The organism is Bradyrhizobium sp. WSM1417, from assembly GCF_000515415.1.
Classification (GTDB): Bacteria; Pseudomonadota; Alphaproteobacteria; order Rhizobiales; family Xanthobacteraceae; genus Bradyrhizobium.
Window position 1 is genome coordinate 6,219,768 of sequence record NZ_KI911783.1, and the last position, 22,359, is coordinate 6,242,126.

Annotated in this window: 19 protein-coding genes; 11 read left to right on the forward strand and 8 right to left on the reverse strand. The window is 58.0% G+C overall.

The annotated features are described in order from the left end of the window. Window positions 1-77: 77 nt before the first annotated feature. Window positions 78-1,964, reverse strand: a complete 1,887-nt coding sequence (locus BRA1417_RS0130620; RefSeq protein WP_156948989.1) for a hypothetical protein — start codon at window positions 1,962-1,964, stop codon at window positions 78-80. Window positions 1,965-2,042: 78 nt separating this feature from the next. On the opposite strand from BRA1417_RS0130620, the gene BRA1417_RS0130625 reads away from it, so the two are divergent. The 6 genes from BRA1417_RS0130625 to BRA1417_RS41850 all read left to right on the forward strand — a co-directional run bounded on the left by BRA1417_RS0130625 (window position 2,043) and on the right by BRA1417_RS41850 (window position 8,861). Further along, the gene (locus BRA1417_RS0130625; RefSeq protein WP_198034871.1) at window positions 2,043-3,053 is read left to right on the forward strand and encodes a methyltransferase domain-containing protein; all 1,011 of its coding nucleotides are present in this window, start codon (window positions 2,043-2,045) and stop codon (window positions 3,051-3,053) included. Window positions 3,054-3,196: 143 nt separating this feature from the next. Continuing rightward, window positions 3,197-4,048 carry a sulfate adenylyltransferase subunit CysD gene (gene cysD / locus BRA1417_RS0130630; RefSeq protein WP_051448512.1) on the forward strand — a complete coding sequence of 284 codons (852 nt, stop codon included), beginning with the start codon at window positions 3,197-3,199 and terminating at the stop codon, window positions 4,046-4,048. After that, entirely contained in the window at window positions 4,045-5,931 is a 1,887-nt protein-coding gene (gene cysN / locus BRA1417_RS41050) for a sulfate adenylyltransferase subunit CysN (protein ID WP_156948990.1), read from the forward strand. The genes cysD and cysN overlap by 4 nt, the downstream gene beginning before the upstream one ends. 98 nt (window positions 5,932-6,029) lie before the next feature. After that, window positions 6,030-7,010 carry a glycosyltransferase family 2 protein gene (locus tag BRA1417_RS0130640; RefSeq protein WP_027519053.1) on the forward strand — a complete coding sequence of 327 codons (981 nt, stop codon included), beginning with the start codon at window positions 6,030-6,032 and terminating at the stop codon, window positions 7,008-7,010. A 91-nt stretch (window positions 7,011-7,101) separates the two neighbouring features. Then, window positions 7,102-8,124, forward strand: coding sequence for a hypothetical protein (locus tag BRA1417_RS0130645; protein ID WP_156948991.1), 1,023 nt, complete (start codon window positions 7,102-7,104; stop codon window positions 8,122-8,124). Continuing rightward, entirely contained in the window at window positions 8,121-8,861 is a 741-nt protein-coding gene (locus tag BRA1417_RS41850; RefSeq protein WP_027519055.1) for a trans-aconitate 2-methyltransferase, read from the forward strand. Before BRA1417_RS0130645 ends, BRA1417_RS41850 begins: the two co-directional genes overlap by 4 nt. Before the next feature lie 37 nt (window positions 8,862-8,898). Here BRA1417_RS41850 and BRA1417_RS0130655 read toward each other — a convergent pair whose 3' ends face one another. The 6 genes from BRA1417_RS0130655 to BRA1417_RS0130680 all read right to left on the reverse strand — a co-directional run bounded on the left by BRA1417_RS0130655 (window position 8,899) and on the right by BRA1417_RS0130680 (window position 14,564). Beyond that, entirely contained in the window at window positions 8,899-10,041 is a 1,143-nt protein-coding gene (locus tag BRA1417_RS0130655) for a DegT/DnrJ/EryC1/StrS aminotransferase family protein (protein WP_051448399.1), read from the reverse strand. Further along, window positions 10,019-11,038, reverse strand: coding sequence for an NAD-dependent epimerase/dehydratase family protein (locus tag BRA1417_RS0130660; protein ID WP_027519057.1), 1,020 nt, complete (start codon window positions 11,036-11,038; stop codon window positions 10,019-10,021). Before BRA1417_RS0130660 ends, BRA1417_RS0130655 begins: the two co-directional genes overlap by 23 nt. Continuing rightward, window positions 11,035-12,060 carry a Gfo/Idh/MocA family protein gene (locus BRA1417_RS0130665; RefSeq protein WP_035968903.1) on the reverse strand — a complete coding sequence of 342 codons (1,026 nt, stop codon included), beginning with the start codon at window positions 12,058-12,060 and terminating at the stop codon, window positions 11,035-11,037. Before BRA1417_RS0130665 ends, BRA1417_RS0130660 begins: the two co-directional genes overlap by 4 nt. Before the next feature lie 106 nt (window positions 12,061-12,166). Continuing rightward, on the reverse strand, window positions 12,167-12,925 hold the full coding sequence (locus tag BRA1417_RS41855; protein WP_051448400.1) for a sulfotransferase: 759 nt from the start codon (window positions 12,923-12,925) through the stop codon (window positions 12,167-12,169). Window positions 12,926-12,967: 42 nt separating this feature from the next. Next, window positions 12,968-14,065: a DegT/DnrJ/EryC1/StrS aminotransferase family protein gene (locus tag BRA1417_RS0130675; protein ID WP_027519059.1), complete on the reverse strand. Its 1,098-nt coding sequence runs from the start codon at window positions 14,063-14,065 to the stop codon at window positions 12,968-12,970. A 16-nt stretch (window positions 14,066-14,081) separates the two neighbouring features. After that, window positions 14,082-14,564: an acyltransferase gene (locus tag BRA1417_RS0130680; protein ID WP_027519060.1), complete on the reverse strand. Its 483-nt coding sequence runs from the start codon at window positions 14,562-14,564 to the stop codon at window positions 14,082-14,084. A 167-nt stretch (window positions 14,565-14,731) separates the two neighbouring features. Between BRA1417_RS0130680 and BRA1417_RS0130685 the strand changes: the two genes are divergently transcribed. Together BRA1417_RS0130685 and BRA1417_RS0130690 are read left to right on the forward strand one after the other, a co-directional pair. Then, entirely contained in the window at window positions 14,732-15,181 is a 450-nt protein-coding gene (locus BRA1417_RS0130685; protein ID WP_027519061.1) for a low molecular weight phosphatase family protein, read from the forward strand. A gap of 422 nt (window positions 15,182-15,603) precedes the next feature. Next, window positions 15,604-16,500, forward strand: a complete 897-nt coding sequence (locus BRA1417_RS0130690) for an O-antigen ligase (RefSeq protein ID WP_245286287.1) — start codon at window positions 15,604-15,606, stop codon at window positions 16,498-16,500. Window positions 16,501-17,299: 799 nt separating this feature from the next. On the opposite strand, the gene BRA1417_RS43105 is transcribed toward BRA1417_RS0130690, so the two are convergent. Then, window positions 17,300-19,717: an FG-GAP-like repeat-containing protein gene (locus tag BRA1417_RS43105; RefSeq protein ID WP_156948992.1), complete on the reverse strand. Its 2,418-nt coding sequence runs from the start codon at window positions 19,715-19,717 to the stop codon at window positions 17,300-17,302. Window positions 19,718-19,916: 199 nt separating this feature from the next. Between BRA1417_RS43105 and BRA1417_RS0130700 the strand changes: the two genes are divergently transcribed. The 3 genes from BRA1417_RS0130700 to BRA1417_RS0130710 all read left to right on the forward strand — a co-directional run bounded on the left by BRA1417_RS0130700 (window position 19,917) and on the right by BRA1417_RS0130710 (window position 22,337). Continuing rightward, window positions 19,917-20,231 (forward strand): hypothetical protein, encoded by a 315-nt coding sequence (locus BRA1417_RS0130700; RefSeq protein WP_027519063.1) that lies wholly within the window; start codon window positions 19,917-19,919, stop codon window positions 20,229-20,231. Window positions 20,232-20,365: 134 nt separating this feature from the next. Next, window positions 20,366-21,559 (forward strand): CaiB/BaiF CoA-transferase family protein, encoded by a 1,194-nt coding sequence (locus BRA1417_RS0130705; RefSeq protein WP_027519064.1) that lies wholly within the window; start codon window positions 20,366-20,368, stop codon window positions 21,557-21,559. A 388-nt stretch (window positions 21,560-21,947) separates the two neighbouring features. Continuing rightward, window positions 21,948-22,337 carry a hypothetical protein gene (locus BRA1417_RS0130710; protein WP_245286288.1) on the forward strand — a complete coding sequence of 130 codons (390 nt, stop codon included), beginning with the start codon at window positions 21,948-21,950 and terminating at the stop codon, window positions 22,335-22,337. Window positions 22,338-22,359: the final 22 nt, after the last annotated feature.

Genomic DNA, 22,359 nt, shown 5'->3' on the forward strand with positions numbered 1-22,359 from the left:
GCGACCGGAAGATCGTTGCTACAAGGAACCCTAATGTAAGTTTTGGCCATCAACGTAATTCGACGGCCGATGCAAATCTATTTGAGGATCGGCTTCCAGAGAATATGAGTTTCATCTTCGTATTCTGTGTGGCTCTCCACTACCTCCGTATAGGCGGACGGAAAGTTCAGGCCCAGGGCTCTCATGACCGTGTCGGGAATCGACCGATGGCCCTTTGGAGCTGTTAATACCCATGCGCCACTGAGTTGATCGCGCGGCACAGTTTCAAGCGCCCGTCTCGTGAATTCTTCACTGTTAGGATAACCACCCAACAGCCAAGCGGAGCCGATCGGCAATCCGTCTAAAACGAATATTGTAGTGGGAGCGGTTCCCGTCAGGTCGATGATCGGTGTCAACCTTTCAAAGCCCGACGCAATCGCTGCCTTTTCAATTCGTTGGAAATAGCTAGCGGAGGCGGGGTCGAGACAGATCGGGAGACTTGAATGTCTGATAGAAACGCACTCACTTTGCTCCCACAGCGGATGCATCAAACGATAGGGGTGCGATGCCGCGCCGACCAGTGCCGCAAACGTGGCGAAAACGTATCCCACCCCTATCCATTCGACGAGTCGAGCATACGTAGTCGGAAACAGAGCGATTGCTATTAGGAATGCAGCTCCGATCCAGAACACCGAAGCAAGCCCGCTCATTAGATCAATCGCGTTTCCGCTTCCAAATCCGAAGGCGATCGGAATCCAACAAAGCAGCAGCGCCGTCCAGCACGCTGCCGCTCTGGCGTCATCATAGAGGGATCGGCCGATTAAAGCTAGCAGCGAACTGGCCAAAATCACCATCGCTAGAACAGACGATAAGCCCTGCCAGACAAGCATCGAAATTAGAAAAAGAACGGTGATGAAAGCGAGATTGGCCTTCGATGTTCGAAGGATGTAGGCCGCCAGAACCGCGATGACCGTAGTCAAAGGTATTAGGCGCGCGACCGATCGATTACCCTCGTCAGCAGCAATTGTTACTCCGATGCAGATGGAGACTGCAATGAGAGCAAGCGCGACGAACAGATGGACGAATGGCCCCGCTTTGTTCATGCCTCCCAATTGAACGACCACAACAGCAATTGCGGTCGCACCGAGAAAGAAAGCCCAGTCGAAATACGAAAACGTGTACCAAAACTGATCCTTGACCGAAGGCAAGAACGGAGGCCTCAACAGACTAATTAGGTCAAAACCCAGGCCGTAGCGCGCGATCAAACCTTGGAAAGACCCGCCAATCACGTGCGCGATCGCCGCGCTGAAAATGAAGGTCAGGAAGGCCGCCCACATCACCGACACAAAAGCTTCGCGCCGCTTATGAACAGCCAGAAAAACCATGGCGAACAGCGCCATTGGGAAGACAGTCGAAGGCCTTGCCATCCAGATCGCAATCGCGCCGAAGCTGGTTAAGGCAGCACTCGACAACATGCGAGGGCTATAACTGCGGCCAGCAGCGCCGACGCTAAACAACAAACCGGACGCGAACAACAGGCATCCTGCAAAATTCAGGAGATTGTATCCAGGCGAAGGCAGCCACCAGCTGTAAAAAAAAAGCGCGACGATCGACAGAAAAAACAGAGCAGACACCGGCAGATTCGGGCCCTTGGGTAGCAACCTGTACGCATAAGATCCGACGCCGCAACCGAAAACAAAGCCAGATCCCAAGACCATCACGCCCGCGACTAAGCGCCACGCGACGATGTCGTCTGGAAAAATTAGCGCGAGAGGATGAAAGAAAAACCCGGTCGCAGTGAGAAAAAAAGTGTATTCCCAGGGATGCTTGGTCCAGTTCAGGTAAAAACCTTCGTCGGTCAGATCAAGCCCCCGCATTAGCAATGCTGCAAAGAGGACGAGAGTCAGTGCTGCAAAGATACATCCAGCAATGCGCCACCAGTTCCAGGCCCGCTGTACTTTGATGATATCTGACTTCGAACCCACGCAGCATCCCTGTCGCAATTGGCTCCGCCCCGGCCGGCGACAGCAATCTGGGCTCTGATTAGGCCGGAATGCAACAAATTGCAAAATGTTCCACACGGCAGGATTTTATGGTATCCGGGGCAACTTACTCCGAACGCATCAGTCGAAGCGACGGCAGCTTACCAAACAGTGAAATTGAACGTGTTGCGATTGACAGGTACGGCAGACAGCCAACGGAATGCCCGACTAGCAAAGGTGCGTGGAGCACTCTGCTGTCCTGCATGTCGCGCGGATCTCCTCGACTTCCCTTCTTTCCTGCGCTGCTCTTCATGCTCCGCAGAGTATCCCGTCAGGGACGGAAAAATTTACTTCATCGAGGTTCCCAATGCGACCGACGAACTTGACAGCGTCAAGTACCGGCTCAAGAAGGCCCTTGGGAAGGCCTACTACTCTGTGGGCATTGCAGTGTTCGCGCCGACGTTTCCGTTCAACTATCGGGCCGCCGTTCTGCGGTTCGTAGAGCCGGACAAACAGCTCGTCATCGATATCGGAGCCGGCAATCACCGTATAGATCAGCGGATCGTTACTATCGATCTGTTCGATTACGTAGCGACGGACATTGTCTGCGATCTGAGCAGCCTGCCGTTCCGGGATGAATCCGTCGACGCTTTCATATCGCGGTCCGTTCTTGAGCACGTCCCCCGACTGACGCAGATTTGCAAGAATCTTGCGCGAGCGACGCGCAAGAACGGTTTGGCCGCGCACCTGATCCCTTTCATGTTTCCGTTTCACGCATCCCCACATGATTATCAGCGGCTCACCCATATCGGCGCCGCCACTCTCTTTCCAGGTTTTGAGCTGCTTGAGCAACGTAACGCAACGGGACCCTTTACCCTACTTACTCTGCTATTGACCGAACTTTTTGCCGTGATTTTCTCGCTCGGCAACGAGCGCCCAAAGGCTTTTCTTTACCTCACTTTCTGTTTGATCTTTTTTCCAATTAAGTTTCTGGATTTTCCGTTCGTCGGACGACCGTCCATGCTGGGAATTGCGCCGACAATTTTCACCGTGACACGCAAGACAAGAAGTCAAACGCCATGCCCCCTGTGACGACGGTGCGAGAGCACACTCAAACCGCGGAGACGCCGCTTGAGGATCTGATCTTCAACTATGCGAGACAAGATGCAGATGCACCGCGCGGTCGCAATCTCACTTCGCACCTCCGGCGGCTGGAAGCGGAGTCGATCGAGATCATGCGCGAAGTCATTGCCGAAATGGCCAACCCTGTCTTCCTGTATTCCATCGGCAAGGACTCGACGGTGATGCTTCACCTCGCTCTAAAAGCCTTCTTCCCGGACAAGCCGCCGTTTCCCTTTCTTCATATCGCAACGACCTGGGACTTTCAGGACATGATTACATTCCGCGATCTAATAGCGATCGCGCTTGGTATCGAACTGAGGGTCCATACCAACGAAGATGGCTTGCGACGCGGCATAAATCCCATCGCTTCCGGTGCAAGCACGCATGCGCAGGTCATGTGCACGGAAGGTTTGCGCCAAGCCTTTGACAAGTGGAAGTTCGACGCTGCTTTCGGCGGCGCCCGCCGCGACGAAGAAAAAAGCCGCGCCAAGGAACGGGTATTTTCGTTCCGCAACACTTCTCATGCGTGGGATCCCCGCAACCAACGTCCCGAACTCTGGAATCTATACAATACGAGACTTAAGGATGGGGAATCGCTCAGGATTTTTCCCTTGTCAAACTGGACCGAGCTGGATGTCTGGACTTACATCAAGCTGGAAAAAATCCCGGTTGTACCGCTATACTTCTCCCGCGTAAGACCCATACTCCATCGCTCGGGCGCTCTCATCATGCGAGACGACGAACGCATGCCCTTAAATTTAGGCGAAACGCCTGACATGATGCCCGTTCGATTTCGGACTCTTGGATGCTATCCGCTCACTGGCGCAATGGAATCGCGAGCTGTGAACGTCGACGAGATCATTTTGGAAATGCAGACCTCGGCGATGTCGGAGCGTCAAGGACGCCTGATCGACTATGATGAGGCAGCATCGATGGAACGGAAGAAGCGAGAGGGGTACTTCTGATTACCGGGCCTTCCAACGAGACATTCGATCGCGAACCGACGCGCGAAGGCGGACTGCTCCGCCTTCTGACCTGCGGATCGGTCGATGACGGCAAATCGACCCTGATCGGCCGCCTTCTTCTCGATTCGCAATCGATCTTTCAGGATCAGTTGTCCGCCGTCGAGCGAGACTCGGCCCGCCATGGAACGAATGGAGAGGACGTCGATCTCGCGCTGCTTCTCGATGGCCTCGAAGCGGAGCGTGAACAGGGCATCACGATCGACGTCGCCTACCGGTTTTTCACGACCCGAAACCGCAGCTTCATTGTCGCGGATACGCCGGGGCACGAACAATATACGCGCAATATGGCGACCGGCGCCTCGACCGCCGATCTTGCGATCATTTTGGTCGATGCCCGCAAAGGCCTCCTCACCCAGACAAAACGGCACAGTTTCATCTGCGCACTGCTCGGCATCCGGCACGTCGTTCTCGCCGTCAACAAGATGGACCTCGTCGGCTATTCGCAAGAGGCATTCGACCGGATCGTCGAAGCCTATCGTACGTTCGCCCAGCCCCTGGAGTTTCGCTCGGTCGCGGCGATTCCGATATCCGGCCGTTTCGGCGTGAATGTCGTCAGCCGTTCGCCGTTGACCCGATGGTATGAAGGTCCCACCCTCGTGGACCATCTTGAACATGTCGATGTCTCCGCGCATGCCGACGTCCAGCCGTTCCGGTTTCCGGTCCAGCTTGTAAGCCGCCCGCATTCGGATTTCCGCGGCTATGCCGGCACCGTGGCGAGCGGATCGGTGAGCCGTGGCGACGACGTCGTCGTGGCGAGATCGGGACGCAAAACCGTCGTCTCAAAGATCGTCACGTTCGACGGCGAACGTGAGCAGGCCAAGGCAGGCGACTCGGTCACGCTCGTGCTTGGCGACGAAATCGATATCGCGCGCGGGGACGTTTTGGTCGACCCTCAGAACAGGCCAGCAGTCGCTGATCAATTCGCGTGCAAGCTGATCTGGATGGATGACAATCCGATGCTGCCGGGACGATCCTATCTCCTGAAATCCGGCACCCAAAAGATTCCGGCGCGGATCACGACGCTGAAGCATCAGGTCGACGTCAACACGCTCGACCAGAGGGCCGCCCGGACGTTGAGCCTCAACGAAATCGGAATCTGCAATATCGCGACATCGGCGCCGCTGGTCTTTGATCCCTACGCGGACAACCGGCGCACGGGATCATTCATCCTGATCGACCGGTTCACCAACACCACGGCCGGCGCCGGCATGATATCTTTTCCGCTTCGCCGCGCCACCAACATTCACCATCATGATCACCTGATCAGCAAGACGCAACATGCGGCGCTGAAACAGCAAAAACCCACCATCCTTTGGTTCACGGGATTGTCGGGTTCCGGCAAATCCACGATCGCCAATCAGCTCGAGAAGACGCTTCACGATCGCGGCTATCACACGTTCCTTCTCGACGGCGACAACATCCGTCACGGCCTCAACCGCGACCTCGGGTTCACCGACGCCGACCGCGTTGAAAACATCCGACGCGTCGGAGAGGTCGCCAAGCTTCTGCTGAACGCCGGGCTGATCGTCATTTGCTGCTTCATTTCACCGTTCCGGGCCGAGCGGGACAGCTTGCGCGAGTTGGTCGGCGCAGACGAATTCCTTGAGATATTCGTCGATACGCCGCTCGAGGAATGCATCCGGCGCGACCCGAAAGGGCTCTACGCGGCGGCCCTTGCCGGCAAGATCAAGAACTTTACGGGTGTCGATTCGCCCTACGAACCTCCGGAAAAGCCGGACATTCACATCAGGGATACTGAGGAAGCGACCGATGCCGCCTCTCGCGTCGCAGCATGGCTGCTCCCCCGGATCAAGAGCGTCTAGTCCACAACTATGCCCTTCCGGCCATGGACTTGGTCCGGGATGAAAGTTAAGCAGAGGTTCATTCCAGAGGCCAGCAGGCACATTCCGTACGGTTCGAGATGACCAGCGAGAGACCACGTCCAGCGCGGCTGACCTTGATTACTCCGGTATTCAATGAATCGCCGAATATCGAAGCGTGCGCCGAGGCGGTCAACCGGGTGATCTTCGCCGATCGCGACATCGACGGCCGCGTGATTTTCGTCGACGATGGATCATCCGACGACAGTTGGGCCAGGATCGAAGCGCTGGCCCGGACATCACCTCGTTTTTCCGGGGTTCGACTGTCGCGGAATTTCGGCGCCCATTACGCACTGACGGCTGGCTTCGATCATGTCGAGCCGGATCAGGACATTGTGGCCACGCTGGCTTGCGACCTGCAGGATTCCCCCGAAACAGTTCTCGATTTCATCCGGGAGTGGCGCAACGGCGCCGACATCGTCTGGGGCGCACGCCGCGAACGGGCCGATAGCTGGCCGCGCAAAACCGCGTCGCATATCCTGAACTACGTGCTAAAGCGCTATGCGATGCCGAAGAACTCGAGGTTCAGAACCGGCAGCTTCCTCCTGTTGGATCGCACCGCGTTCGACTGCTTTCTGCTATATCGTGAACATAACCGCGTCACGTTCGCGCTCGTCGCCTGGACGGGTTTCAATCAGGCGACAGTTCCTTACGATCGGAAAGCGCGCGTCCACGGCACCACGCGATGGTCGTTCGGTCAGATGCTGAACACGGCCTACGACGTCTTTATCGGCTTCTCGCCAGTTCCTGCGAAGTTCGTTGCGATGCTCGGCTTCAGCGTCTTCACTGGCAGCATACTGTTCCTGCTCTATCTCTTGATAAGCTGGTCGATCACCGACGTGGAACCCGGCTGGACCGGAATCATGACCATGATGACCGTGCTGTTCGGATTGCTGTTCATGATGGTCGGCATGCTTGCCGAATATCTCTATCGCATCTTCATCGAGACAAAGAAGCGCCCGCTCTATTTCGTTTCGAAGCGAACCAAGCCGTCACCGATAAGGCCGGCAGGCGATGTCTGAGACCTCGCTGACCAAGGTACGGCTAAGCGGCCAGGACCTACCGGCGGCGGCGTCCTGGGCCGACGGGCTCGATATCATGTTGCCGGCCCAGATGGCCGCGCTGATCGGCCATGGCCACGTCGACTGGAGCGACTTCACCGTGCAGGCGCAAGCGCAGGCCAGCGCGGTGCACCTCCGGGAACGTAATGCCTACCTGTCGAGGCCGCCGGCATCGGCACGGCTGCCGGTGAACTATCGAACTATTCCGGGGCCACTCCGCCGCGCCATCGGGCGCGGCATCGGACGGATGCAGCGCTATCGGCAATCCCGGTGGGCCAGTTTCCCGGGCTGGCCGGTGGACCTTTCGGCGGATGCCGCGGCAGATCTCGGTGGCGTGCCGTTTCCAAGGCCGGCGCGAACGCCGGTTCTGCTCACCCACGACATCGATAGCGCGGAAGGACTGACCAATCTGGTCAAATGGTTCCTGCCGATCGAAGAAGCCAGCGGCGCACACTCGGCTAACTATATCGTGCCCTGCGCCTGGCCGATCGACAGACGCCTAACCTCGGAGATTGACAGTCGCGGTCATGAAATCGGCATTCATGGCTACGATCATTCGAACCGGACGCCCTTCGCGCCTGCGGCAGAACGGCACGCGCGCCTCGCAGCCGGTGCACAGGTCGGAGCTGAATTCAAAACAGCCGGGTATCGCGCCCCATCGCTGGTGCGCACGAAGGTCATGATCGAGGAGCTTGCGTCGCACTATCGCTATGACAGCAGCATTCCGACGTCCGGCGGGCTGTTTCCGGTTCCCAACAACGGGTGCGCCAGCGCCCGTCCCTGGAAGATCGGCACTATGTGGGAGCTTCCGCTCTCGATGCCGCGCGACGGCAGCTTGCAATTCCTTGGCTATAGCCCTGCCCGGATCCTGTCGACATGGATCAGAGCCGCTCACCTGATCGCCAGCAGCGGCGGCATCGTATGCCTCCTGACGCACTGCGAGCGCGGCTTTTCCGGAAATTCGCCGATGCTCAAGATCTATCGGGACTTCATCGAGACAGTCGCGGCCGATGACAGCTTCGAATTCCTGCGGCCGATCGATCTCGTCGAACGCCTGGATCGGCAATCCGCGTGACCGGCGAAGCGGGCCGACCGTTTGAAAAGGCGGCCTTCTCCGGGCGCAAGGATAGCATTCGCCTGTTCCTCGATGCCGCGCTTGCGCGCATGCCTGAGAGCGACGCGCTTCGCGTTCTGGATCTCGGGTGCGGGGCCGGCGATCTCCTTCTCGCGGTTCGCCGATACAGACCCCGCGCATCCCTGACCGGCATCGATATCTCGCCTCTCAACATCCAGGCCGCTGTTGCGCGCGCCAAAGCCGACCCCTACGGCCTTGAGAGTGTAACATTCGAGGCTGCTGATTATTTACGAGCTCAGTTCGAAACGTTCGGCGTCATCCTGGCGGAAAGTGTGCTCCACCTCATCGCCGATGATCATGATGGGCTTGCCGCCAAGCTTGCGGCGGATCTGGCTCCGGGCGGCCTCCTTATCGCAACAATGCCGCAGGATAATTTGACGAACCGGATACTGATCGGTCAGCGACGTCTGTGGCGGGCGATGCCGCCGGCCGCCGACTCCCTTGCCGTCAAAATCGCTCGGACAATCCATCCGACTGAGCCCGCGCATATCATCGCGGAACGCGTTCGTTATCTGCGGATCATCCCTGAACGTCTGCACGGACCGCAATGGATTAGGCAAATGCAAATGGCAGGCCTCGATCTGGTGGAAGATTCAAACTGGCCGCGGGCAACAATCCTCAAGCCAATCCATCGCCTGCTGGTTTTCAAGCGACAGATGTCGGCAGGTGAAAACTAAACCGTCGGCACCGAACACACGCGCCGCGATCGCGACCTCAATCCGCGAAAAACGAGAGGACTTCGAGAACCCGTTCCACGTCCGCATTCGTCATGCCGGGGAAAATCGGCAACTGCAGCGACGACGAAGCCACGGCTTCTGTATGCGGCAGCTTGGCATTCATATGACGATAGGGTTCTTCAAGGTGCGAGGCCATTACACCACGACGCGTCGCCACGCCATGCCGATAGAAGTGCTCCATTAGCGCATTTCTCGTCGATAACTGGCCGTCGCGCACCCTGACCTGGAACGATTGCCAGTTGGGCGTGACATGCTGCGGTACGGTCGGCGCGACGACGACCGCGTGATTCTTCAAACCATCGAGGTACGCCTGTGCAATCGCACGGCGGCGCGCAAGAAAGGCATCGAGTTTCCCGATCTGCGCGACTCCGACCGCAGCCTGAATGTCCGTAATGCGAAAATTATAGCCGATCTCCGGATAGGATTCGAACGTGGTCGGCGAACTCGCATGCCGCTGATAATCGCTGAGCGACATCCCCTGATGGCGCAAGCGGCGCAATTTCGCCGAGAGCTCGCCATCTTTGGTGACAATCATGCCACCCTCGCCAGTCGTAATTACTTTTCGGGCATGAAGGCTGAAAACCGAATGCGGCGCCTGCGAGCCGACCGGTGCCCCGCGGAATTTGCTCCCGAACGAACAGGCGGCGTCCTGAATAAGGATAAGGTTGTTGGCCGCCGCGAGCGCCTGGAAGCGGTCGATATCGCAAGGCAAACCTACCTGATCGACCGGCAGAATGGCATGCGTCTTTGGCGTGATCTTCCGCTCAGCGTCATCCGGATCGATATTGAATGTCACCGGATCAATATCCGCGAAAACGGGCGTGGCGCCCGCGTGCACGATGACGTTGACGGAGGCGATAAACGTCAGAGAAGGTACGATGACCTCATCGCCTGGACCGACTCCCAGCGCCTTCAGCAACAGAAATGCTCCTGTCGTCCACGACGAAACCCCGACAGCAGCTTCGGCGCCGCAGGCTTCGGCAAACCGGTTCTCGAACTCGGCCAGCCTGGGTCCGCCAACCACCCATCGGCTACGGATCGCCTGCGCCGCAGCCTCTTCTTCCTCGAGGCCGAAGCAAGGCTGGCTGAATGCAACGTCAGGAGACGACGACATCGACATCGCCTTCCATCACCCAGTTTTCGATCTTTTCTTCCAACAGATCCTTCGGATCGATCGTTCCGCGAACCCAATCGATGTAATCGCGCACCCCCTCGCGAAGCTCGATTTCGGCACGATAGCCGAGCAAGGTCTTTGCCTTTACGGTGTCGGCGTGCAGATAAGCTACATCGCCCGGGCGGTCGCCACGATATTCGATCGTTAGATCATTTCGCGAGAGAGCCGTCAGGACTTCCCGGGCTAGGTCACTCACCGTGACCGGCATCCCGCGGGCGATGTTGACGCGGTGGCCGATGACGGCATCCGTTTCGCCAGCAAGCCTGATCCCACGGGCGATTTCGGTCACATAGGTAAAGTCGCGCGCGTTGGTGCCATCGCCGAATACAACCGGGCGAAGCCCGTTCAGAACTCGTCCGACGAAGCGCGGCAATACCTCGGCACGAACCCCAGTCTGGTACGCCCGGGGGCCATATGCATTGAAGGGCCGCACAACGGTCGTAGGCAGCCCGTAGGTTCTCAGGTAAGCTTCGGTGTACAACTCGCCCGCCAGCTTCGACGCGCCGTAAGCCGTCATCGGGCAGCAGACTGTGAGGTCTTCGTGCAGCTCCGCGCGTGACGCATTGCCATACACCTCCGAGCTGGAGCAATACACGAAGCGACCGATGCGGCGGCGTCGCGCTTCCTCCAAAAGGGTGATCGTTCCGGTCGCATTCACATCGTGAGATTCCATTGGGCGCGTGAGAGACCGGCGCACACATTGAGTCGCAAGATGATAGACTATCTCGCAGTTCTCGAACGCATCCGCCACCGCCCGGGGATCTGTCACCGACCCGCTCAGGATGCGAACGTCACCATTTCCGTTCGCCTCAACGAGGTTGCTTTCAGAGCCGACAGAGAAATCGTCCAGAACGGTTACTGGTCTTCCCTGTTCGATAAGCTGATCGACCAGGTGACTACCAATGAATCCGGCGCCGCCGGTTACGAGAATTCGCGCCGTCATCGCGGCTCTTCCCGCTGCGACCGCACGCGCTTCAAATTGCTGTCCAGGCGCGCCTGGGCCAATTCCAGGGTCCGCACGATCTTCAATCCTTCGCTCCCATCCATGATGGAGGATGCCTTGCCCTTAATGACGTCGGCAAAGTGCTGGGTGACGCCAACGAGCGCCTCCATCTTCCGCAGCCGCGGTGAATGGATATCGCCGATCCGGTATTGCGGAATGATCATCGAGCGCTGCTCTTCAGGCTGAAAATGGATGCCGGAACTGTAGATCTTGATCTTCTGGTCTTCGTCAAGATCGTCCCACACGAGCATCTTGTCGGTTCCGCCAATCGTGAAGCGGCGGATCTTGACCGGGGACATCCAGCTCAGATTCAGATGCGCAATGCAGTTCTTCCGGAAATGCAATGTGAGATACGCCATATCCGGCGCATCCTGATTCACGTGGCAATAGCCCGAGGCCTCGACGTCAATCAGTTCGTCATCGATTAGATGATTAATGATCGAAAGATCGTGCGGCGCCAGATCCCAGAGGCAGTTCACGTCCGGCTGGAACAGACCGAGGTTCACGCGCAACGAATCGAAGTAGCAGACTTTACCGAGCGCTGAACGCGCAACCAGTTCCTTGATCATCTGGACTGCGCCGGTGAACAGAAACGTGTGGTCGACCATCAGAACGAGAGAATTCCGCTTGGCCCGCTCGACGAGATCGCGAGCCTCATCCGACGTTGCACACATCGGCTTCTCAACCAGCACATGTTTTCCAGCATCGAGCGCACGGCGCGCGATGTCGTAGTGACTTGCGACAGGAGTCGCTATGACCACTGCATCAACCTCAGGAAGGGCGATGAGCGTTTCAGGGTCGTGGAATGTGCGGATATCGGGAGATGAGGCCGAGATGCGATCGCGGGTCTCGAGCTTTTTATCGGCAACTCCGATGACGCGGCAATCCGTATTGCTGCGAAAATTTCGAAGCAGGTTTGGTCCCCAGTAGCCATAGCCCACCAATCCAATTCCGATAGTCATTGTGCCGCCATCCACCTCAGCGCGCGATGCGCAGATCCCGCATATATATCAGACAAACTGTTCGCTACGGGCCTGCCGGCGGCCACAGGGCTGTCAGGTTAGCTAGCTAAACTCCCCAACCGGAGACATCAACGCCGGTCAGATCGTGAAAATCCCGGATTTCAGGAGCGAAATGCTCACGAAGCCGCTCCGCGGTTCGGGGATCGATGGGCTTATCGGCTTCCGTCGCGTTGACGCGACCTGTCTGCAGAACGGACCACGGCAGTTGTTCCAACCCTGCAAATGCCTGGATACCAGCAACGAAGCGCTCCGGACTGCTGAGGATATCTTCAAAAATGAAAAACCCGATGCGCTCGCGGCCCAAGGCGTCGATCCAGGCTCTCGCAAAGCTCCCATATCGCCCGCGCGTGGTGTAGTCGAACGGCCGTGCGGCTTCCCTTCCTGGTGGCAGCGGACTGGGCCGCTTGCCCTCGAGATTCAATGCTTCCTCGAAGTCCAGCGTCTCAAGACCATTCTTTCGCGACCAGAGCCAGTTGGAATAAGCACGATCGACGGGATTACGCAGCAAGATGATCAGCTTGGTTTTTGGCAACAATCGCGCGAACCGCACCCGCGCATCTTCATTCTCAAAATAGTTGGTGGTCTTCTCGATCTTCACCGAGTTCGGCGCGGAATTGGCGAAATAGTTATCGTACCTTTTTAGAATCCCGGCATCGCCATCCAGATGCCCCGTCAGCAGAACTTTCGGCTCCGGGGCGATCGGCTTCGCCAGATGCACCCGGGGATGCTTGTCGAGGACTTCGCACAGGAACGTCGTGCCCGAACGCGGCGCTCCGCCAATGACGACGTCGGGCAAAATCGGCATATAAAATCATCTCCTGCGGATCGCGGCCGCCCGCGTTCCGGATCAACGATAGAACGTCGCGACGGTCTTGACGACGTAATCAAGCTGCTCATCCGTCATTCCGACAAACAACGGCAACGAAAGACCTTCGTCTGCCCACCTGTCGGACACGGGATAGGCTGTACCGGGTTTCACATAGGCCGACATAGCGGGCTGTCGGTGCAATGGCACCGGATAATGCAGGCCCGTCTCGATCCCGGATTTCGACAGCGCGTCACGGAGCAAATTTCGCGACGGCGTGCGCACGACGAAAAGATGCCAGCAGTGCGTCTGATGCCGAACAGACGGGATTTCGAGCGGGAGCCCCTCAAGCTTTGCAATATACTGATTGGCGAGTTCGGTCCGCCGCTTCGTCCAGGCGGACAACAGCGGCAGCTTGTGCGTCAGAACGACGGCTTGCAGCCCGTCCATCCGATAGTTGAACCCGAGTTCCGCATGTACATATCGATCGGTCTGCGCATGATTGCGCAAGGAGCGTAAGCGGCCCGCGTATCTATCATCTGAGGTCACGATCAATCCGGCTTCGCCCGCGGCCCCGAGATTCTTGCCCGGATAGAAGCTGATGCAACCCAATTCCCCCAGCGAGCCAGTCGAACGCCCGTTCCAGGTTGCTCCGATCGACTGCGCGGCGTCTTCGATCACCTTCAGGTCGTAGTCAAGGGCGAAGCTGAGAACCGCATCCATGTTCGCCGGCTGACCGTATAGATGGACAGGAACAACGGCGCGCGTCCGCGGAGTTACAAGTCGACGGGCGACCTCGACGTCGATTGTTCCGGTCTCGTCATCGACATCGCAGAAGACGGGGATTGCGCCAATGTACAGGATACCCCAGGCGCTGCCGATAAACGTGTGAGCAGGCAGCAGGACCTCATCGCCGCTCCTTACGCCGGCGGAGAGAAGCGCGAGATGAAGCGCCGACGTTCCGGAATTGACGCCGATCGCGTGCGGAACCCCCAGCCATTCCGCGATCTGACGCTCGAAGGCTTCGACGAACGGGCCCGACGAGAACTGGCTGCTGGCAAACACCCGGTCAAAATCAGACCTGACGCCCTCTTCGATATGACGCCACTGCCATGTCAAATCGTTGAAAGGTACTTTCACAAGTTATCCAGTATGGCTAGCGTATATTGCGCTTATCGCGGATATCGCCGATCACCCGCGCAGGGTTTCCAGCCACGATGGCGAATGGCGGGACATCATTCGTCACGACGGAGCCGGCGCCGATCAATGAAGAGGCCCCGATTCTGACAGGCAGGATGACAGCCCCGCTGCCGATTGACGCGCGGAGCTCCACCGAGGTGCGTGACATCACCCACTCGTCCGTTATTCGCCGCCCGCACTCGTCTGTAGCACGGGGCAGAAGATCATTGGTGAACACAACGCCATGACCGACGAAAACCTCATGCCCGATGTCGACGCCTTCACAAACGAAAGAATGAGACTGAATCTTGCAGAGACGGCCGATCACCGCCCCCGCTTGAATTTCGACGAAGGGACCAATGAACGTGTCGTCTCCTATGCAACATCCATAGAGATTTACTAGATCTGGTAAAGGAATCCGCGTCCTTTCTCCCAGTTGAACATTGGCAGCAATGGGCAAGCGACCGCTCCTTCTTCGGCCTTCAAATGCCAAGTTCGCTAAGCCCGGTCAACCAAATACAACTGTCGCGTTCAGATATCCGTCGGGCTTGATCGGTAAGTTCTCTTTTCGTTCCAGTTGCAATAGTCCTAAGATTGTGAGGTTCTGAACTTAAATTGGGCAAGTCGATGAAGCGGCACGTTCTGTTTTTATGCACTGGGAACTATTATCGAAGCCGCTTTGCGGAAGAGGTGTTCAATCACTGCGCCAAGCTAAATGGCTTGGATTGGATCGCATACTCGCGCGGCCTAGCACTGGAAAGGGGCGCCTCGAACGTAGGTCCCCTGTCCCCGCATACCCAAGGTGCGCTCAAGGACCGCGGCATCCTTCCTCGGGGTAAGGATCGCCTCCCCAAAGCATGCACAATAGACGACCTGCATCGTGCGCACATGGTTGTGGCGCTGGATGAGACCGAACATCGCGAGTTGGTTCATGCACGGTTTCCGGAGTGGAAGAGTCGCGTCAACTACTGGAACATTCACGATGTAGATCTCAGCGAACCAGTGAATGCCCTCGCATTGATTGATCTCGAAATCTCGCAGCTCATCGACCGTCTACGGGGTGGACTCACCTCATAACACTGCCTTAGCGTCTCAAACTCTTCAACACCTACTTGGACCTTAATTTGTTGAGCCTGACACAAAAAACGCAGTCTTTGAATCGACTAGGGCGCGATTGGAACTGCATTTCAAACCGATCTAGGATCGTAGATTATCTTACAATCTTGATGGCGGCGTCCCTGCCTTGGTCGACAACGATCTTTGGCATCTTTGCGACACTTTGGCTGATCGCGGTCGCCACCGTAATCGACATGTCTCATTTTTTGAAGCACCTCCGCCGTCCCGCCTGCTGGCTCCCAATCTCATTGTGTAGCCTTGCAGTGGTCGGGATGTCATGGGCCGACGCTCCGTGGGAGGCGCGGTTTCATGCTACAGGATCAATGACGAAGCTAGTGGCTATTCCGCTCCTTATTTATCACTTCGAGCGCTCGGAAGGCGGAATGAAAGTGCTCCTCGCCTTTCTCGCCTCGTGTACAATTCTGCTTGCGCTGTCATGGCTTAACTGGTTCGAGCCACGGACCATCCTCCTGTCGGTTAGAACGGTTGGTGTTCCCGTCAAGAACTGGATCACGCAGGGCGTCGAATTCACGCTTTGCATTTTCGGTGCCACCGCTCTGGCCGCGACGATGTGGAGGGATCGTCGACCGTATCTCGCGCTTGGCTTCCTCGCTTTGGCGCTCGCGTTTCTGCTTAATCTCGCTTTTGTGGCATCATCCCGAACTTCGCTGATTTCGCTTCCTATCTTGCTGTTGATTTCGACCGTCAGATATTTGGACTGGCGTCGCGCCCTCCTCCTGTACCTAGCGGCTTTTGCCGTTGCGATACTCACCTGGTGCCTTGCCTCGAATCTTCGGTTGCGCATCGAAAGTCTCCAGCAGCAATACACATCAACAAACGGCCAACCGACCTCCGTAGGTATACGATTGCTGTATTGGTCCAAGGCGCTGACGTTCATCCGCACTGCCCCACTGGCTGGTCACGGCACGGGCTCTATACGCACGATGTTCGAGCGCGATGCAGCTGGAAAGACGGTAGTCGACGAGCAGATCGTCGCGAATCCGCATAACCAGAGTCTCTATTTCGGCATCGAGTGGGGCCTGATTGGAGTGGTCCTGCTGTACTGGATGTGCATCGTGCACTTTATGACGTTCACAGGAGCGCGCTGGATCTCCTGGCTCGGAATGATCGTGGTGAGCCAAAATATCTTCGACTCGCTCTTCAATTCGCACATTTCGGACTACGTGGAGGGCTGGATCTACGTGCTTGGAGTGGGCACTGCCGGTGGTATGATTTCGAAGCTCAGCAAACCACACCCGGATGCCGTTTCCGCCAAGTGATGGATGATCAGTAAGACTCCAATCCCATCGATCAATCGCCCTAAGGACAACCGGCCGCAAGCCGTTCGAAGGTCATCACCGGCCTGTGCCGAGCTCGCGCCGAAATTTGCCTATGTTCTCGGCGAGATCCGCGCCGCAACTATGGAAAACCATGACCATCATCCTTGGTTATGCTTGTATATTCGTGGCATGTTTCGCGTGAAAGAGAATCTGGTTCTCGTCTCCACAACATCTTGCTCCTCCAGTTACCCCTTGAAGTATCGAAGTTGTGCCTCTCCGATCGCCACCTGCCGCCAATGCAGCACCGGCAGGAGCATCCGCGAACTCATTTTTAGGTCTTCCTGGCTGCGCTCAGCTTCCTAAGCGAGGCTGACTGGCGTTGTCCCGGCACCTCATAGTAACCCTCCCGTTGATGTTCGCGCGAATGGCCTGGAACGCACTTCAGCGAAGATGGCGGCATCGAACTCGACAACGCTGAGGTCGAACGATCAATCCGTGTTGTCAATCTCGGCCCGCACGCGCTGTTTGCGCGATCCTACGGCGACGCTGAACACTGGCTCTAATCTCGTCGCTGATGTGAGCTGCAGACTCAACGAGGTCGATCCGCTCGCCCATCTGGCCGAGATCCTGACCGGGACTCCACGACTATCCAAATCACATCCGCCAGCTACTACCTGGCACCTACGCCTGAAGCCCTCAAAACCCGTCGCCCGAGAACGACACTTACTCTGACTTAAGATGGAAAGTCGACAAGAACTCCGTTCATTATCGCCCGCCCGTTTATCACCGCGCTCGGCGTTCAGCTAAGGAAGAAGCCGTCGCTCGATACGAGATGATCGACGTGACTATCAGCCTGGTAGTGCACCGTCGTATCAGGTCGGGCATCCGAACGAAAAACTATTGTTGTTTGTGGACTATCATGGATGTCTTGGTTCGAGTGATCGTATGGAGCCGCCGGTGGATATACCGCTAATGCAGGTGAGCGACTGTTGTTGAGAGGCGGAGCTCCCCAATCTTCCCATGGGGAGAAATTAGAGCCTGTCGAAAGCGCCACATACGCGGTCCCTCTGTTGAATTGAAGTAGATCAAATTTGCCATCCCCATTAAGGTCTGAGAACTTATCGCCAGAAGTGGCACCGATGGCCCAGTCTTTCCAAGGGCCGAATTTTGTACCGTCTGACGTCGCCACAACCTCTCGCCCATTATAAATTTGCACTAGGTCCGCCTTGCCATCTCCATTGACGTCGACGAACTTGTCACTAGAGGTTGCTCCGCCGGTCCAGTCACGCCACGGCCCAAACTTCGTGCCGTCCGATAGTGCAACTACCTCTCGCCCATTATAGCACTGCACGAGGTCGGCCTTGCCATCACCATTGACGTCCGCGAACTTGTCGGCTTCCGTCGTCCCACTCGCCCAATTCGCCCAGGAAAGAAACTTGGTACCGTCCGAGAGAGCGACGGTCTCCTGACCGTTGTAGAACTGCGCGAGATCCGCTTTTCCGTCCCCATTAACGTCGACCAGCTTGTCGGCCGCAGTTGCGCCACCTGTCCACCCCTGCCAAGGTCCGAACTTAGTTCCGTCGGACAAGGCGACGACCTCTCGGCCGCCGTAGAACTGCACGAGGTCAACCTTACCATCGCCGTTGACGTCCACGAACTTATCGGTCGCAGTCGCCCCTGTGGCCCAGTCCACCCACGGACCGAACTTGCTGCCTTCGGACAACGCAACCACTTCTCGACCATTATAGAACTGTATGAGATCTGCCTTGCCGTCTCCGTTGGCATCAGCCCGAACATCCGAAGAAGTTAGCCCCGTTCCCCATGGACTTTCAGCGGAAAAAGCCGACCCTGTCGACAGTGCTATGAAGCCAGTCTGGCCAACAAGATGAAGAAGGTCCGCTCTTTGGTCGCCGTTAAAGTCAGCAATGAATATGTTATCCGGGTCAAACGAAGTCACAGAAAGGGTACTGGTGCCATCACCGAACTGAAAATTCTCCACACCCGTCACCGTATCTGTCCCATCGGGCGAGCCGGAACGCTGGTCCACAATGGTGAAAGTCTGCGTCATCGAATTGTAGGAGATGGCGTAGTTGGCTTCGTTGCCTGAATAGACTGCCGTGTCGGTGCCCGAGCCTCCATCGATTGTGTCGTTCCCTCCCCCGCCGGTGATCGTGTCATTTCCGCCACCGCCCTTCAGCGTGTTGGCGATGGCGTTGCCCAGGATCGTGTCGTTGCCTGACCCGCCCGTGGCGTTGTCGATGTAGGACCGCGCGTCGTTGTTGTAGAGATAGGAATTGTAGACGTTGCCCGACGCGTAATGGCCGTTGCCGAGATTGGCGAGTTGAACCGACGAGAACAGAGACGACGCACCTGGATTGAGGTTGATGCTCAGGTTCGTCGTGTAGTTCGACAGGTCGTAGGTATCGACGCCGCCACCATCCCAGATCGTCTCGTAGATGCGATTGGCCGAGCCACCGGCACCGCCATTGTCGGCCGGCTGGCCAACGCCGTTGATGAACTCCTGCCCGGTGGTGGAGCTCCATGTATAGACGGTGGTCCCGCCCTGGGTGGTGTAGTCGGCGCCGTACATCGTCTGCAGCGCTAGGATATCGTTGGCCATATAGGTCTGCGGATATCCATAGGCTTCGTTGGTGTAGCCGCTCGTGGTCGAAGCACCGACATAGCTGCGATAGCTCATGACGGTGTATTCGCTGTCATCATGCGCGCTCGGCACCGCGACATTGGCGGGTCCGCCTGCCTCCTGACTGTGCTTCAAGCCAAGGGCGTGTCCGAGCTCGTGCAACGCAGTCGTGAAATAGTAATTGCCGAGCGCAGCCAGCGAATAGTTATAGCCGGTTCCGAACCACACATCGCCGCCGGACGCGTAGTTGCCAGGGTAATAGGCGTAGGACGTCGGGTTGGCCGCCGGCGACTGCGCGACCATGATGTCGGCGCCGTTCGTCCCGGCGTACTGGATGTTGGCATTGGTGTAGCCGAGGATCAGTCCAATCGCGTAATTGATCGCCGCCTGCATCTGACTCGGCGCCGAGGCAAAACCCGAGGTCGTCGGCTCACTGCTGCCGCCGCTGTAGGGACTGGCGTAGTCGTTTGCAGCGTCCGGAAAGCTGTAGGTGATCGCGCCGGTCCATTTATAGCCTGAAAGCAGGCCGTCGATCTCGGCGTTGTTGGTGGCACTGACGTTGACGGCGGTGGCCAAGGGAATCTCCGAAGCAGCAAACCCCGTTCGATTCGGGGCGCGTCAGGTGATTCTAGCTTGAGAGTTAAACGTTTGGTTTAATTTGGGCGAACCGGTCCGGACTCCTTCCGTAAGGCCGTGTTAGCCATCAAATCCCGTAGTCATACGGGCCAGACCAAGGGATGTCGGTTCCGGCGACTTACTTGTTGCGAGTGAAATCATGAAACGAGGTCTATTCTCGGCCGGTCTGTTCGGCGCCCTGATGGCGCTTGCCGGGCCGGGCCATCTACCTTTCGGAGGACTGCCTGCCATGGTCGGAGAAGCCAATGCGGATGGGAGCGGCAAACAAGGCTGCACCGCGGGGCGCGCGCCCTCCGTTCCAACCGCCCGCGACCCCTCGGCTGCGGTCGCGGAGGAGTACGAATCCGCCCGTCGCAAGGGAACGCGGGAGGCGTTCGAGCTGTTCATTGCGCGCCACGGCGATGACCCGCTGGCCGAGCAGGCGCGCGCCGAGCTGAAACAGCTGGCGCGCTGATCCTTCGCGGGCGCCCCTCAGGCATTGCACTTCGACAGGCGGCATCCCCGCGGCCCTGACCTGCCGCGTGATGTCTTGCCGCATGGTCATTCGGCACTATGGTAGGCCCGCAATTTGTCCCGGAGCCCATCAAGATGCCCTTTCCGCATGCCTCGGAAGCCCTGTCACGCTTCACCGTGCTCGATCTGACCCGCGTCCGGTCCGGGCCCACCTGCGTGCGGCAGCTCGCGGACTGGGGCGCCAACGTGATCAAGATCGACGCGCTCACCGCGGATGCCGGCGGCGAGCAGCCGGGCGGGCCGCGGCGGGGCTCCGACTTCCAGAATTTGCATCGCAACAAGCGGGCGATGACGCTTAACCTGAAGGACGAGCGCGGGCTCGCCGTGTTCAAGCGCCTCGCTGCCAAGGCCGACGTTGTGGTGGAGAATTTCCGTCCCGACGTGAAAAAGAAGCTGGGCATCGACTATGAGGGCCTCGCCAGGATCAATCCACGCATCGTCTACGGCAGCATCTCCGGCTTCGGCCAGGACGGGCCCTACCACAAGCGGCCGGGCTTCGATCAGATCGCGCAAGGCATGGGCGGGCTGATGTCGATCACGGGCGCGCCGGGCGAAGGCCCGATGCGGGTCGGCATTCCGGTCGCCGACCTCACCGCCGGTCTGTTCTGTGCCATGGGCATCCTCACCGCACTGCTGGAGCGCGAGGTTTCTGGCAAGGGCCAGTGGGTGCACACGTCGCTGCTGCAGGCCCAGATCTTCATGCTCGACTTCCAGGCCGCACGCTGGCTGATGGAAAAGGAAGTGGCCAAGCAGGCCGGCAACAACCACCCGACCAGCATTCCGACCGGCGTGTTCAAGACCTCGGACGGCTACATCAACATCGCCACCACGGGCGGCCGGATCTGGGAGCGCTGCGCGCAGGCGATCGGCGCGCCGGAACTCTACAGCCATCCCGACTATCTGACCGCGCCGGCCCGCTCCAAGAACCGCGACGCGCTCAATGCCGAGATCGAGAAGCGTACCTTGACGAAGTCCACCGAGACCTGGGTCCGTGAACTCAACGAGGCCGGCGTGCCCTGCGGGCCGATCTACGCCATCGACCAGATGTTCGAAGACGAGCAGGTCAAACATCTCGGCATTGCGCAGGAGGTGCCGAATGACGAGGGTCGCGACATCCGTCTGGTCGGCCAGCCCCTGACGCTGTCGCGCACGCCGAGCAGGATGGTGGCGCGGCCGCCGGAATTCGGCGAGCAGACCGACAAAGTGCTCGCAGAATTCGGTTTTGATCAAGACGAAATTGTAGCTCTCAGGGCGGCGAGGGTCGTGTAGATTCAAAGTGAGCGCGCAGAAAGCGACATGAAAAAGCACGCGAAAGCACGCTCGTCTCAGGTCGCCTAGTGAACGCGCTCGCGCACAGTCCGGTACCCGGCGCGTGTCGCCTTGGAACAAGGTGGTCAGCGAACGGAAGACGCTCGTTCAGCCTGCGTTTACTGACCGGCTCCTCGTTGAAGGTCGCGAGTTCACAATTGTGTCTGCGGGGCGCACCCTGGGGACGGCCTTGTGCTTATGGGTGAGGCCGTGCTTTTGTGGGGCGGATGCTCGAGCGGTACGGTCCGGTATGATACTAAGTACACACGCGATTGTTGGCGGCGCCATCGCTTATATGTTGCCCTCCCATCCAATCGCGGTCGCTGTCGCTGGATTTGCGAGCCATTTTGTGATCGATGCAATTCCACACTGGGACTATCCCCTTCAAGCAATCTCAGTTCGCAAGGATGCCGATAACCAACTGTTGAAGGCGGATCGTCGATTGTGGATGGACCTGCTCACGATTGCGAGCGATGCATCGACTGGATTCGCGCTGGCGATCCTTCTATTTTACCCAAGCGCGCCGATTTGGCTGATCGCGCTGGGGGCGGCCGCCGGCATGCTGCCCGACCCGCTCCAGTTCGTGCATAGCCTCTACAGGCGAGAACCGCTCGTGATGCTTCAACGCTTCCATGTCTGGATACACACTAAACGTAGGCTGAACTGGCAGATTGGTATCGTGTCGCAGGCCGCCTTCGCCGCACTCGTTGCGGCAACCGCGCTAGTCGCGAAGCAATAAGCGAATAGAAGACCATGCGGTT